Source organism: Methylotuvimicrobium sp. (assembly GCF_050611805.1).
In the GTDB taxonomy this organism is placed as follows: domain Bacteria; phylum Pseudomonadota; class Gammaproteobacteria; order Methylococcales; family Methylomonadaceae; genus Methylotuvimicrobium.
This window is the reverse complement of record NZ_JBNGHF010000035.1, coordinates 1-15,364: the sequence shown is the minus strand read 5'-3', so window position 1 is coordinate 15,364 and position 15,364 is coordinate 1. Positions and strand designations below refer to the sequence as shown.

The 15,364-nt window shown below is 50.4% G+C and carries 5 protein-coding genes; 3 read left to right on the top strand and 2 right to left on the bottom strand.

Going from position 1 to position 15,364, the window contains the following annotated elements; translation table 11 throughout:
- Positions 1–34: 34 nt before the first annotated feature.
- Positions 35–3,910, bottom strand: a complete 3,876-nt coding sequence (locus ACRJJO_RS15610) for an HAD-IC family P-type ATPase (protein ID WP_431066598.1) — start codon at positions 3,908–3,910, stop codon at positions 35–37.
- Between the two features lie 547 nt (positions 3,911–4,457).
- Here ACRJJO_RS15610 and ACRJJO_RS15605 point away from each other — a divergent pair.
- The gene (locus ACRJJO_RS15605) at positions 4,458–5,774 is read left to right on the top strand and encodes a hemolysin family protein (RefSeq protein ID WP_431066597.1); all 1,317 of its coding nucleotides are present in this window, start codon (positions 4,458–4,460) and stop codon (positions 5,772–5,774) included.
- 491 nt (positions 5,775–6,265) lie between these two features.
- Here the strand turns inward: ACRJJO_RS15605 and ACRJJO_RS15600 are convergent, their stop codons facing one another.
- A complete protein-coding gene (locus tag ACRJJO_RS15600; RefSeq protein WP_431066596.1) occupies positions 6,266–7,513 on the bottom strand; it encodes an FAD-dependent monooxygenase in 1,248 nt (415 codons plus the stop codon).
- A gap of 424 nt (positions 7,514–7,937) precedes the next feature.
- Here ACRJJO_RS15600 and ACRJJO_RS15595 point away from each other — a divergent pair, with 424 nt between their 5' ends.
- Positions 7,938–13,421: a glutamate synthase-related protein gene (locus ACRJJO_RS15595; RefSeq protein ID WP_431066595.1), complete on the top strand. Its 5,484-nt coding sequence runs from the start codon at positions 7,938–7,940 to the stop codon at positions 13,419–13,421.
- A gap of 89 nt (positions 13,422–13,510) precedes the next feature.
- The gene (locus ACRJJO_RS15590; protein WP_431066622.1) at positions 13,511–15,253 is read left to right on the top strand and encodes a sulfite reductase subunit alpha; all 1,743 of its coding nucleotides are present in this window, start codon (positions 13,511–13,513) and stop codon (positions 15,251–15,253) included.
- The last annotated feature ends 111 nt before the right edge of the window (positions 15,254–15,364 follow it).

Below are 15,364 nucleotides of genomic sequence, written 5' to 3'. Positions count from 1 at the left end.
CCGATGTTGAAAGCACTAAGACAGACGGATATTTCTATTTCGAAACCGTTTTCGTCACGCATCTCGTTATCCATTTTCTCGTTTCGTCGAGCACTAAAACGCTCGAAGCAACCAGTGTCGCAACCAGCCAGTCGACCGGATTCAGTGCTGTCGTTCCAAATACCTTTTGCGCGGGCGGCCAATGAACGACCAAGATTTGTAGCAAAACGACGACAAACAGCGCTAACCATAATTTTCTGTTATGAAAAAAATTGCGGTTGAACGCCGTTTCGTGCTCGGCTCGGGCGTTGAATACGTTAAAGAACTGATACAGCACAAAGGTCGTAAATGCCATCGTAACTGCATATTCAGGATTGCCCTGTTCAAGACTATAGGTAAATACCGACAAGGTACCGATCATCATCGTCATGCCGTAAGCCACCAAGCGAAGCAAACGACCGTCGGAAAGAATCTGCGCGCCTGGACGACGCGGTGTTTCTTGCATCAAACCGCTACGAGCCGGTTCGATACCGAGCGTCATCGCCGGCGGACCGTCCATGATGATGTTGATCCACAGCAATTGGATCGCCGTAAACGGCATCGGCAAAGCCAATAACGTGGATGCCAACACCGTCAAAATAGCGGCAATGTTTGTCGAAAGCTGGAATCGCACGAACTTGATAATATTGTCGTAAATAACCCGCCCCTCCTCAACCGCATGAACGATAGTTGCGAAGTTGTCGTCGGTCAACACCAGCGTGGCGGCCTCTCGTGTCACCGCCGTGCCGGTGACGCCCATTGCGACACCGATATCGGCTGCTTTGAGGGCAGGCGCATCGTTCACGCCGTCGCCGGTCATCGCGGTGATATGACCGCCGGATTTCAGTGCGTTCAGAATCGCAACCTTGTGCTGCGGAGAGACTCGTGCGAATACAGCGATATCGTCAATGCGCTGGCTCAATTCGTTCGGCGACATCCGGTCGAGTTCGGCGCCGGTAACGACGCCCCCCGTCAGACCCAACTCTTTCGCGATCGCCTCCGCAGTCGCTTTATGGTCGCCGGTAATCATTTTGACTTGGATTCCCGCCGTTTTGCAGTGAGTGATGGCTTCCGCCGCTTCGGCTCGGGGCGGGTCCATCAAACCGACCAGGCCTAAAAACTCCCACGCTTCGGTCCATCGCCAAAGATCGCCTTTCGGGTCGAATTCATTCGCCGCGATTTCTCGTCTAGCGACGGCAAGCACCCTCAACGCGCTGCTGGCAAGGCGATCGTGTTCGGTTTTGATTCTGTCGAGCGACGACTCATCGAGCGGCTCCATATCGTTATCGCCCAGACAAAAGCGCGAATGCTTCAACAAAACATCGGGGGCGCCTTTGATAAACATGTCCACAACGTTTTCGCGCCGGTGAAAAGTGGCCATGAACTTGTGCGCAGAATCGAAAGGAATTTCCGCAATTCTCGGCGAACGTTCCTGTTCGAGAGTAGGGTCGAGCCCGCTTTTTTGCGTCAATACGAAAAGCGCGCCTTCGGTCGGATCACCAATCAACTCACCGTCTCGTACGCTCGACTCGGTACAAAGCGCCATCGGCAGCAAAAACGGTCGCCAATCCCGATCGCCGGAGCTTTCGATACGACCATCGGCCCGATACCCTTCGCCTGTGACATCGAAACGTTGACCGGCATACCATCCCGAACGGGCCGTCATCTGATTGAGCGTCAACGTGCCGGTCTTGTCGGTGCAGATGACCGTAGTCGATCCGAGCGTTTCGACCGAAGCCAGTTTTTTGAGAATCGCGCGTTTTCTTGCCATTCGCCACATACCGATTGACAGCGTCACAGTGACGACGGCGGGAAGCCCTTCCGGCACCGAAGCCACTGCCAGCGCAATAGCCGTCATAGCCGCATCGGTCCACGGAGCTCCGCGTTGTATCGTCAGCGCAAAGATAATCAGCACGATCGCGCCGGCGAGAACAGCCAGGCGCTTGCCTAAAACATCGAGCTGTCTTTGCAGAGGTGAAGGCGAATCGGGTGCTTGCGCAATCATTTCTGCCAAACCGCCCATGACCGTACGCATCCCGGTGTCGGTGATTATCATTGTCGCCCGCCCTCTCGTGACGACCGTATTCATGAACAAGAGATTGTTTTGTTCGGCCAACGGTAAATCGTCTAGATCCAGCTTTTCATGTGTCTTCGCAACGGCTTGCGATTCGCCGGTTAACGCCGATTCCTGCACTTCGAGACTGTGGGCTTCGACCAAGCGGCCGTCTGCCGGTACCCGATCGCCGGCTTCGAGCAAAACGATATCGCCAGGCACCAATTCGGCCGCATCGATCTCCTGCATTTGTCCGTCGCGCCGCACTTTTGCACGCGGCGCCAACATGCTTTTCAATGACGCCAATGTCTGTTCGGCACGATGTTCTTGATAAAAGCCCAAACCGGCATTGAAAGCGACGACGATCAAAATTACGATGGCATCTTTCAAATCACCGATAAACCAGGCCAGCAGAGCCGCCAATAACAAAACGACGATCAGAAAACTTTTGAATTGATCGAGAAATTTAAGCCAAAGCGGACGCGGCGGCGATTCAGTCAAACAGTTTTCGCCGTGCAATTTTAGCCGATGACGGGCCTCTGCCGTGGTCAGTCCCGTTACCGAATCGGTTGCGAATTGCGCAGCCACCGTCTCGACTTCAAGCGTATGCCACGATCCGCGCTGGCGATTTACCGACGAGGACGATCGATCATCCAGATCGATCGATGCAGCTCGATTATCGTCGTTGACCTCGGCATTGAATTCGCGGATGAAGATTTCCCAAAACGCGACAAATAGAGCGGCAATCAACGGTCCGATCACGAATCCGTTCATGCCAAACCAGACTAAACCGCCGAGCGTCGACAACAATACGATATAGTCGGGCAGTTTAGTGTCACGGCCAACCAGTATCGGCCTTAATAAATTGTCGACCAAACCAATCACGCCGGCACCGAAACCGATCAGAATCAAGCCATGCCCCCAGTCGCCGACAGCAAACAAATAAATCGCGACCGGCATCCAGATTAGCCCAGCGCCGATAACCGGAATCAGCGACAATAGCGCCATCACGACGCCCCATAGCAACGCGCCTTGTATGCCGAGCAACGCAAAAATGATTCCGCCCAATGCACCTTGAACTGCGGCGACCGTCAGATTACCCTTGACGGTTGCTCTGATGACTTCAGTTAATTTTGCGAAGAGTAATTTTTCGCGCTCGTCTCCTAGAGGTAAAGCTTTTATCAACAACGCCAGCAAAGCATGACTGTCGCGCAACATGAAAAATGCGACATACAACGTCAAGCCGAGGCTGACGACAAACTCCATCGTGCTTTGACCTATCTGAACGGCATTCTGGGCAATATGACGGCTGACAATGATCGCTGCGTTCGAGAGATGTTCCTTAAAGATATCCAGATCGAGATGCAGGCGTTCCAGCAAACCATGAACCGCCGGAAACCCTTGTTTGATTTGAGCGATATAACGGCTGAAATCGATGTCGCCGCTTTGCAGTCGCTGATACAGTTCCGCGCCTTCCTGAAAAAAAGACACAACAACGAACAGGGCCGGAGCGATGCCTACCAGAAGGCAAATCGTCAATGTCGCGAAAGCTGCCGGATTAGGGCGCCCCCACAACTTGACAAGGCGCACGTACAGCGGGTGAAACAACATTCCGATCACGCAAGCCCAAAAAACGGCGCTGAAAAAGGGTTCGAGCAAATGCAAGAACAACAACGTGACCAGGACGAGCATCAATAGAAACGATCCATGCTCAAATCGGATGCGGAAACGGTCGGAATAACCGGTACCGCGGTGAAAGGAATGCTCGGCTCTGTCTTTGGTTACTGTTTTATTATCTTCGTCTCGCATCGTCATCAATTCCGTTACACTAAGCTTCATCGGATCGAACTAATATAGCAGAAGCCGAACTACCCATAACGCTTCGTTTCGACGTTGCTACAAAAATCGTTATGAAATTGCCAAATTCGATGTTGAAGATGAGTTAAGGATTTGAGCGTAAATAAATTTCCTATTTCTCGGAGGATTCCTAGCCGTCGCGAAAGCAGAAAAAGATTGTGACCGTGATGACCGTCAATTGCATGACGAAATGGCCGATGCCGCCGAGAATTAAAGAATATAGGCCGCACATCCTATCTTGAATTTTAAAATGGATGATTTCATGGGAACCATAGCAGCAAAGTTCTGGTTAAATAAGGCAGAAGCAAAACTTAAAAACACATAACTCTCAGAACCCTTGCTCATAATTCTTTCTTTTTTGTGGAAAAGGGATAGGGTTAAATTAAAAACATCAATTGGGTAACATCCGGTCAAATTTTCTACCAGGGGGGATTGGTTTAACAATTGCAAACCTTGTAACTAAACTCGATAGCTTTTCGCTCCGGATTTTTCATACTGCTTTTTGGTTTTTTATAAATAGGAGGCATCGTTGGATATTGCTCTACTGGTTATTCTCATCATTTTAAATGGCTTGTTCGCAATGTCAGAGATTGCGTTGGTGATAGCCCGCAAAAATAGACTTCAAAAACTGGCGGATGACGGCGATAAAGCAGCAGGGATCGCTATAAGTCTCGGAAGTAAACCCACTCAGTTCTTGTCGACAATTCAGATCGGTATTACAGCAATCGGCATTCTCAATGGGATAGTCGGTGAGGCCGCGCTGGCGGAGCCTCTCGCCGAGATTTTAATCGGAATTGGTATGGAGCAAAAAGCCAGCGCCACTGGCGCCACTGCAATTGTGGTTGTAGGAATAACCTATGTTTCTATCGTCATAGGCGAGCTGGTCCCGAAGAGAATAGCGCAACACAATGCCGAAGGCATCGCTCGTTTCGTGGCGCGCCCCATATCTATTCTGGCGAAACTGTCCCGTCCATTTGTATTCTTTCTATCTGTATCGACCGATAGTTTGCTGTTTTTGATTGGCAAAAAGGGGCTGAGCAACACCAACATTACCGAACAAGATATCCAAGCGATGTTGGCCGAAGGCAAAGAATCGGGGGTCATTGAGAAACAGGAACACGATATGGTACGCAACGTGTTTCGACTTGACGAGCACCAAATAGCCTCACTGATGACGCCGCGTAGCGAAATTGTCTATTTGGACGTCGATCAGTCACTTGAAAAAGGTATCGAGCAGCTGATTCAATCAGGTCATTCATGTTTTCCTGTATGTCGCGGCGGATTGCATGTGATTCTTGGAGCGATCAGCGCGAAACAAATGCTAAGACATCGTTTAACGACCGAGACCGACCGCATCATCGAATTTTTGCTGCCTGCCGTTTATGTGCCCGAGTCATTGACAGGAATAAAATTATTAGAGCAATTTCGGGAATCCGGGGTCCAAGTGGTTTTTGTTGTCGATGAGTACGGAGAGATATTGGGACTGATTACGTTGCACGATGTTTTGGAGGCACTGGTAGGTGAATTCAAACCTCGCGATCCCAAGGATGTTTGGGCGGTTCAACGTGAAGACGGCTCTTGGTTGCTGGACGGCCTAATTCCTATCCCGGTGCTCAAAGACCGACTCGATTTGAAGTCGGTACCTGAAGAAAATAAAGGTAGGTATAATACGCTCAGCGGAATGATGATGTGGCTGATCGGAAGTCTTCCGCGTACTGGCGACGTCACTCAATGGGAGCAATGGCGACTTGAAGTTGTCGATTTAGACGGCAATCGAGTCGATAAGGTGCTAGCCAGCCAGTCGCCTGATTCGAATTCCAAATGGACGTCCCAGCTGTCGGACTGATATTGTAATCAATTAGTTGAAAATATAATTCTTGTTAAGACGAAAAGCATGTAATTCTATCGATAGCCCTGGTAATTAAATATTTATCGCTTTGTTTTTTCAGGAACAATCCTATCAATTGGGGCTCGGTACAATCTATCATATAGAAATGACCGTGTTTCCGGTGAAATCCTAAATAACTGTGGCATTTGTAAATATACCCATCGCAGATCAAAATTCGGCGCTGGGGTCCGTCAAGGGACGCCGTGAACCCTGCACCTAAATCCAGCTCCATGCTGGTCCCTCACCTAGCGTTAGGAGAGGGATCGCACACCCCAGCGACTCCTCAGGTACTGCCGAAATTTGAAGCGCCAAAGGTATAACTCCAATCAAACCTTTGCTTGAATTCGTTGTTCATTTCAATACCGAATGCCAAATACTGAGAATGTTCGTAAAACATGGAAAAGCACTCGACTAGCACGGTTTGCGCTTCTTCCCAGTTCGAAACCAGATTAGTGCGGACCTGGTGTGCGCCGGCTATCTCGAACAGTCTCACCCTTAGCCAACTTGGGTAAATCCCCATCCAAACCCATCGCGGCCCGCATGATTTTTTTCTTGGCCGGCATAATGCGTTCAGCTAGACCCAAACCCAAATTACGGAAAAACTTGACCGGGGCGATCTCATTACTGAAAACACGGTAAAAAACATCCATGACCGTCATCATTCTGAGATTATCAACACGCCTTGTCTTTTCATAGCGCATTAATTCCGGCAATGAACCTATATCGCACCCAGCCTGATAAGCCTCCAGCAAAACTTCTACCAACGAAGCCGCATCGAGCAAACCGATATTGACGCCTTGACCCGCCAATGGATTAATCATATGCGCAGCATCGCCGACCAAAGCGATACCGGGTTTCACATAACGTTGAGCGTGCTGTCGTTTCAACGGAAACGAAGCGGTATTCAAGACAGCGTTGATTCTGCCTAAACACTCCGGAAACGCCTCGGTCAATTCGAGCAGCAATTGCTCGCAGGACAAGGATTTTAATCGTTTGATTGCATCAGGAGAGTTATACCAAACCAACGACCCGTGTCGACCGGTTAACGGCAAAAAAGCCTGTGGGCCGCTAGGCACGAATCGCTGCCAAGTAATATCCTGTTGCGGATAATCGGTTGCCACATAAATCACCAGCGCGTGCTGCTTATAATCCCAACCGGTCACGCCGATCCCGGCGACCTGGCGAACTTTCGAATTCCCGCCGTCGGCACCGACTAAGACATTCGCCGTCAAAACCGTACCGTCATCCAACTCGACCGCCGAACGATGACCTTCACCATCCAAGCCGTAATCGATGCGTTTAATACTAGCCGGACAAAATAAGCTGACATTATCAAAATCCTGCAAACGCTCCAACAAGGCTAACTGGGTTACCCGGTTTTCGACGATATACCCCAACTCGTTAAAATCAATGTCGTCACTGCAAAATTCGGTATCGCCGACAGTTTCCCATACTCGCATACGCCGAAAAGGGCAATAACGGCGATTCAGAACACCCTGCCACGCGCCGACCGCCTCCAAAATATGCCGCGAAGCAATACTCAACGCGGAAACTCTGAGATCATGGGGCTGATCTGAAGAAAACTCATCGGGAAATACTTGTTCGATCACCGCAACCTTAAGACCGCTTCCGCCTAATCCGCAAGCCACTGCGGCCCCAACCATTCCCCCGCCGACTACTACTACATCAAAATTCATTTTCTTATTTGGAACCCGTAATTAACTATTTCTAATATACCTATCGCACTTCAAATTTCGGCGATAATTATGGATTTCGTGATAAATAACGTCCTGGAACTATGAGCTTTGTCGAGGGATCGGTATCTCGCCTGACAAGGCGCTCCTCGACAGGCATACTCCACAACCTAAACTCCGAGAACATGTTCAAACTGCGAATTGATGATAACAATTTGCATCTAAATGACTTAAAATGCGACTCATGATATCATTTGCAGGTTTCTCTAAACGCAATTGTCTGCATTACTTATTGCATCGCCAATGCACACCGCTCTATTTGAGCAGTTAACGTTTGGGCAATCAAAGTTTGACTTTAGCATGCATTGCGAGAAAAACGAACTACTAACGCTGTTGATCGCAGCATGACTGGAACGGGTTGGATATAATGACTGAAATTTCCCGAATAAACCTCAAAGAACCTTTGCTTTACGACGCCGATCTTTCCCAAGATAGCTGCGGCGTGGGTTTTATTACTCATAAACAAAGCAAACAGACTCACGAGCTACTTGTCAAAGCGCATGAAGCGCTATGCACGATTCCCCACCGCGGCGGCATGAGTGCCGAAGGTATCGGCGACGGAGCCGGCGTGAATGTCGATCTATCATTGAAGTTTTTTCGAAAAATCACCGGAAACAACAACCTGCAACTCGGAGAATTTGGCGTTGCCAACTTTTTCTTTCCGGAAGATCACGAGCGTTATGATAGTTTCGCGATCGAATTGATCGAAAAACACCTAACTCGATTCGGCCTGCCGGTCATTACTTGGCGAAACATCCCGGTGGACAGCCAAGTCATCAACGAAGCATCCAGAAAAGCGCAACTACCGATCAAGCAAGTAATTTTCGGGCGCCCGGAAGCTTTAAAGACGGCGACTCATAGCGAATTCGAACAACTGATTCAAAGCGCATTGCTGGATATCGAAGCCGATGGCTTTACCCGCGACGAATTAACCGGTTTCTACCCGCTATCGATGAGCTCGAGAACCCAGGTTTACAAAGGCCGACTGAACTCTTTTGAAGTAATACCGTATTTTATCGACCTCTACGACGAAGATCATGAAATACACACCCTATTCTTCCATACTCGCTTCTCGACCAATACCGCTCCGGCAACGATGATGGCGCAACCGTTCCGCTACATGGCGCACAACGGGGAGTTAAATACCGACAAAAAAAATCGACTCAGTGAAAATGCGATCGCGCGCTTACACAACAAACATATCGTCTTCCCATGCGGACAATCCGACTCGGGCCGTCTCGATCAAACACTGACTCGTCGAATCAACGAGGACGAGCTCGATGTCGTCACGGCCGTGCTGGCGATGATGCCGCCTGCCTGGGAAAACGACACGACCCTGTCGCCGAAAGTTCGCGCGATGCTCGAATATTTCAGCCTCTATGAAGAAAAAAACGACGGCCCCGCCGCCCTGATCTTCTGCGACGGCATACGTGTTGGCGCGCGTCTAGACCGTTTGGGGCTCAGACCCTTGCGCTCGGTGGAAACCGAAACTTATCTAGCCGTCATGTCGGAAGCCGGACAAATCGACTTCCCTCCCAAAGACGTTATCAAACGTGGTCGTATCGAAGCCGGGGGCATGGTTTATTTCGACCACAGCACCGGACAGATTTATAACAGCCATCAAGTCTTGGAAACACTCGCCGGACAAAAAGACTATGAAGCGATGCTCCGCGAACGCAGCTTGCATATCGGCGAACTGCCCGACGTCCCATTCGATGAATTAGCCCCGGTCAACGGCGACTTCAACATCGACCAACAACACACGGCTTATTCGCTAAATCAGGAAAGCTTTAAATTCCTGCTTGACCCGATGTTAAGTACCGGTCTTGAAAAAGTTTCGGCGATGGGCTACGGAATTGCTCCCAATGCGCTTTCCGATGCCGAAGGCGGTATGTCCCGTTATTTCAGCCAGCGCTTCGCTCAAGTCACAAACCCTCCACTCGATTCAATTCGTGAAAGCGACGGCATGACCTTGCGCGTCGCGCTCGGCGCCAAACCGACCTTTTCCGAAGGGAACAGCAAACAATTGGTCATCGACTCGCCAATTCTGCAAAGAACGAATTTGGAACAAATCCGCAGGCAATCCAGCGTCAAGACCATCACACTGGACATGCTATTCACGCCGGACTTCGAAAATCCAAAAAATAACGAAGATCTTCTCGAATCGGCGGTGTTTGCCGTTTGCGAGCAAATCGAACAAGCAGCCCGCAACAACACCGGCATCATCATTCTCAGCGACACCGGCATCAGCCGCGATAAAGCGGCGATTCCCGCCTTACTGATGGTTGCCGCTGCCAATCAACACCTGGTCAAACAAGGCCTGCGCTTCCACTCGTCACTGATTGCCGAAACCGGACAAGTCGCCAGCGCTCACGATATCGCAACAATACTCGGCTTCGGCGCTTCGGCTGTCTGTCCGATCAGCGCCTACAATCGCGTCGTCAGCCAACTTCAGCCCGAGAACCAACAAAAATCCCTCGATAACTTCAAAAAAGCGGCGGAAAAATCGCTGATGAAAACCATGGGCAAGTTCGGTCTATGCACCGTAGAAAGCTACATCGGCGGCGAGTTTTTCGAATCGAATTATCTGGACACCAACGAGCCGCGCCTACAACCGTATTTCCCGAATATCAACGCGCCGGTCGGCGGCGTGCGCTATGCAGACATTGCAAAAAGCGCGGCCGCATGGCATTACAAAGCATTGAGTATCAAGGACGAAAAAGATATTCCTTTCATCGGTTTGTTCAAGGAACGGCAAGACGGCGCAGGCCATAGCTTCGGCAATCTCGCTGTCCGTGAATATATCAACATGACCGACGAACCGATCTTGTATATTCCACAAGACAAATCGCCGGAAGCCAGCGATACCGCTTATTTCGATTTCGGTTATGACAAACGCACACCCGAACAAATCGACAATTTCGGCATCACGCCGGCTTATCGTAGCTTCGCGAAAAACCTGTATCAAGAGCGCGACAACCGCCCGGCTGCATTACGCGACATCATGGACCTGCCGGCCGATATCAGCCAAGCGCAAAGCACGGCCGAATTCGACCGCATTTTGGGCAAGCAAAACTTGCTCGGAAACAACAACTACATGATCCATGGCATCGCGGTTGAACGAATCGACGGCGTTAATTATTCAATTACACTGCCTGAAAACAACAGCGAAGCGCGGTTAACCGGCATCGCTGAGCATTTCAAAAACCGCTTCGGCGATAGCGCCGCAACGATCAGCGTTACAAACAATGCCTGTGCAATCAAGCTCTCAGATAGCGGCAATCTTTTCGGGCAATATTTGGCCAATATCAAAACTGCCCGTTCTCCGATTGCATTGTCCAACGTTCAACCGGCTCATCAAATCACTGCCAAACTCGCATCCGGTGCAATGAGTCACGGTGCATTGATCGCAGAAGCGCACGAGGCTGTCGCGCAAGGCACTAACATTGCCGGCGCGCTCAGCAACTCCGGTGAAGGCGGCGAACACTCGAGCCGTTTCAACACGCTTCGATCAAGCAAAATTAAACAGTTCGCATCGGGCCGTTTCGGCGTCTGGGCCGGTTATCTGGCCGACCCGAACATCGAAGAAATCGAAATCAAAATCGCACAAGGCGCAAAACCCGGCGAAGGCGGACAATTGCCTGCGCCGAAAGTATCTGTCGAAATCGCGGCATTGCGCGGCGGCACGCCACAAGTCGAGCTAGTCAGCCCTCCTCCACATCACGATACCTATTCGATAGAAGACCTCGGTCAATTGATTCACGATGCCAAAGCAGCCCGCGTTCGAGTCGTCGTCAAACTGGTATCCTCTGAAGGCATCGGCACGATCGCAGTTGGTGTCGCGAAAGCCGGCGCCGATGTCATCAATGTGGCCGGTAGCACCGGCGGCACGGGCGCGGCCGCTGTCACGAGCCTGAAAAACACCGGTCGCTCTGCCGAAATCGGCATTGCTGAAGTTCATCAAGCATTAGCAGTGAATGGCTTACGGGATAAAGTCATATTGCGCTGCAGCGCCGCGCATCAAAGCGGACTCGATGTCGTTAAATCGGCGATATTGGGCGGCGATTCCTTCGAATTCGGCACGACCGCATTGATGATGCTGCGTTGTGTCATGGCGAAAAACTGTAACGTCAAATGCCCTGCAGGATTGACCACGACGCATGAGGAATTCAAAGGCGACCCGAGAGTGCTGGCGCAATACTTCATGAATCTAGCGCATGAAGTCCGCGAAATTCTGGCAGTCCTGGGCTATCACAGCCTTAGCGAAATACGCGGTCAAACCAATTTATTGCACTTAATTAACCATCGATCCATCGTCGGGCAACTCGATTTCACGAAATTGCTGACTCAAACACCAGTCGTCAAAATCGAAAAACCGATTTATCTCGAAGCAAATTTCAGCATCGACGACAAGATCATCGAGCAGGTTAAATCTTCGGTGATTTTCGGCAATCAGAAGCAAATCGTCATCGAAGGCGACGAATACAAACTCAGTAATCGTAATAAATCGGTCGGCGGCCAAACCGCAATCGATATCGAACGCATACTCGCTTACGGTTTAAACGAAGAAAACGCCGCTCGTTCGAAAACGATTTATACCAACCAGCACGGACGGCGTTATCTTGCGCCCGACTCGGTCGTCATAAAAACAACCGGCTCGGCCGGACAAAGTTATGCCGCTTTCATGAATGACGGCATGCGCATGGAACACACGGGAACTTGTAACGACGGCGTCGGAAAATCGGCCTGCGGCGGCACCTTAATCGTCGAATCCCCAGGCGGCGGCATCAAAACACCCGGTAATAACGTGCTGATCGGTAACTTTGCGCTGTTCGGCGCGACTGGCGGCAAAGCCTTTATCAACGGCGAGGCCGGCGATCGTTTCGCAGTCCGTAATTCCGGCGCGATGGCAGTCGTCGAAGGCGTCGGCGATTTCGCCTGCGAATACATGACCAACGGTGCGATACTGAATCTCGGCCACTTCGGCAAGGGTTTCTGTAACGGCATGTCCGGCGGCAATGCCTATCAATACGACCCTGAAAACTTGTTACCGAAGCTTTACGACAAAACCTCGGTCGAATTGCATGAGCTGACGGAAAACACCGATACGGCCCGAGCGCATGAACAGTTCTTACTCTATATGCTCGAACAACACGCCGATTATGCAAACTCGAGCAAAGCAAGGAACATCCTGAATAATTGGGAAACCGAGCGTAAGCATTTCAAATTTACGATTCCGCTATGGCTGTACAAAACGCAAACGGCTGAGTTCCTTAGCCAAACAATAGACCGCAAAGCGATGATCGAAGAATTGGCGGTCTCCTACGCAACACGCCAGATCGAACAAATGAAATCGGCTTATCGGACAAAACAGCCATTATTCGGCGGAGCGATACCCGGTTACGGCGAAACCGACACCAACTTGACCTTTAGTCTGGTCAACAGTTACGCGGTCATCGATAAGGCATTCCGGATAGCCGGCGAGCAATTGAACTTCAAGTCCGCCACGCCGACACACGAAGCCTTGGAAAAAGCGGCTTGGAAATTAATTGAATCCCGTCCGCGTAAAATTCAGGATGCGTTGGTTAAAGAGACTCGCGAAGCTTACAGTAATTACAGTGACGATCAACTGAGCTGGCTGTTGGCAAGCAAGCGTCTTACCGATTATAAAACCGCCTTGGCCAACCGTGATGTACAAAGCATCTACTCAATCGGCTCGACCGCTTGGATCATTGAGCAGGACACTATCAACCGCGAAGCCTTGGCTGGCATTCCTGGAGTCGAACAATATCTTGCGGGACTGGTCGGTTCCAATATTATTCAGGAAATGATGGCTCCGGCTTCGGCATAATTCCATCGCACTTTTTACCAGTACCGGCATAACCTGTGATAAATCGTGGGTATGCCGGTATTACGTTCATTAATTTGTAACTAAACATGATGAAAACACCTCATATTCCACTCGATGCACCTTACAGCGACAGTCAACGAGCCTGGCTCAGTGGCTTTTTCGCGGGCATGCATACGCAAATGATACAAAGCGCTGGCAGCAAGAGCCAGGCCGACGCTCGCATCATTCATATTCTTTACGGAACGCAAACCGGTAACTCCGAAGCCCTGGCAAACGATGCCGCCGCATCCGCAAAAGCCCATGGCTTAAAACCGATCGTCAAAAGCATGGACGAAGTCGAATTGGATGCATTCGGCAAGATGGAATATCTCTTGATCATCACCAGTACTTACGGCGAAGGCGAAATGCCGGACAATGCTCAAATGCTTTGGGAAGCGATTTCGTCCGATGAGGCAGCGTCGTTGCAGCACATGAAATATTCCGTACTGGCGCTCGGCGACACGAGTTACGACCAATTCTGTCAAGCCGGCATCGAATGGGATCAACGGCTTGCCGAACTCGGCGCCGAGCGTATTTATAACAGGATCGACTGCGACGTCGACTTCGAGGAACCGGCCGAATTGTGGATTTCGGAAGTCATCCCACATATGGCCGAGGGCGCCTCGACGACCATTATCGTCGACTCCGACGCAGCCATGATCGAAGCGCCGAAATATAGCCGTAAAAACCCGTTCCCGGCCAAATTATTGGTCAACCGCCTGTTGACCGCCCACGAATCATCGAAAGAAACACGGCATTACGAAATTTCGATTGCCGGTTCCGACCTAAGTTATGAAGCCGGAGACGCGTTGTGCGTATTCCCGACCAATTGTCCGGAACTCGTCAAAGACATACTGCGAGCGATCAACTGTACAGGCGAAGAAGAAGTCCCGGTCGATAGCGAATTAATGCCGCTTAATGAAGCGCTACGCGTCCATTTCGAAATCAAACTGCCATCCAAGGAACTGATCGATGAAATCGCTCGCCGCTCCGGCGATCAAGAATTGAATACGTTGCTTAAAGAAAACGATAAGGAAAAATTGGCGAATTATCTCTGGGGCCGCGATATTCTCGACTTGTTGCTGCAATCCCCGGAGATGGATATCTCTGCGGCTGAATTCATCGCCTTGCTGAAACCGCTACAACACCGTGCCTATTCGATATCGTCGAGCAGTAAAAAACACCCAGATGCCGTACATTTAACCGTAGCCAGTGTCCGTTACCAAAGCCACGACCGCGAACACAAAGGCGTGTGTTCAACCTTCTTGGCCGATCTCGTCGATGAAACGACCGATGTCCGCTGTTTTTTCACGCCGAATAAGGTATTCCGAGTCCCAGAAGATAACAGCCTGCCGATGATCATGGTTGGCCCCGGCACCGGCGTCGCACCTTTCCGCGCATTCCTGCAGGAACGGGAAGTACGGCAAGCAACAGGTAAAAACTGGCTATTTTTCGGCGACCGTAATGCCGCGACAGACTTCATTTATCGAGAAGAACTCGAAGCAATGCAAGCCTCCGGTCTATTGACGCGGCTCGACTTAGCATTTTCCAGGGATCAGCAGGAAAAAATTTACGTTCAAGACCGAATGCGCGAACACGGTGCGGAATTATTCGCTTGGCTCGAACAAGGCGGATATTTCTTCGTCTGTGGCGATGCCTACCGCATGGCCAAGGATGTCGATAAAGCGCTACACGATGTGATCGCCGAACAGGGAAAAATGACTGAACAGCAAGCCGTCGATTATGTCAATCAATTGAAAAAGGATAAGCGATACGTCCGCGACGTTTATTGATTTTGGTTCACACATACCCTTATACGCCAACGATCCCAAAGTCGAGGCAGGGCAATCGCATTAAAACACTATAGAAAATCAGATAGTTAAAATATTCCTTTTTCTTGGTTA

Excerpts from the sequence above, each read along its gene's own strand:
- ACRJJO_RS15610 (WP_431066598.1), bottom strand. The coding sequence starts at position 3,910 with ATGAAGCTTAGTGTAACGGAATTGATGACGATGCGAGACGAAGATAAT.
- ACRJJO_RS15600 (WP_431066596.1), bottom strand. The coding sequence starts at position 7,513 with ATGAATTTTGATGTAGTAGTAGTCGGCGGGGGAATGGTTGGGGCCGCA.
- ACRJJO_RS15595 (WP_431066595.1), top strand. The coding sequence starts at position 7,938 with ATGACTGAAATTTCCCGAATAAACCTCAAAGAACCTTTGCTTTACGAC.
- ACRJJO_RS15590 (WP_431066622.1), top strand. The coding sequence starts at position 13,511 with ATGAAAACACCTCATATTCCACTCGATGCACCTTACAGCGACAGTCAA.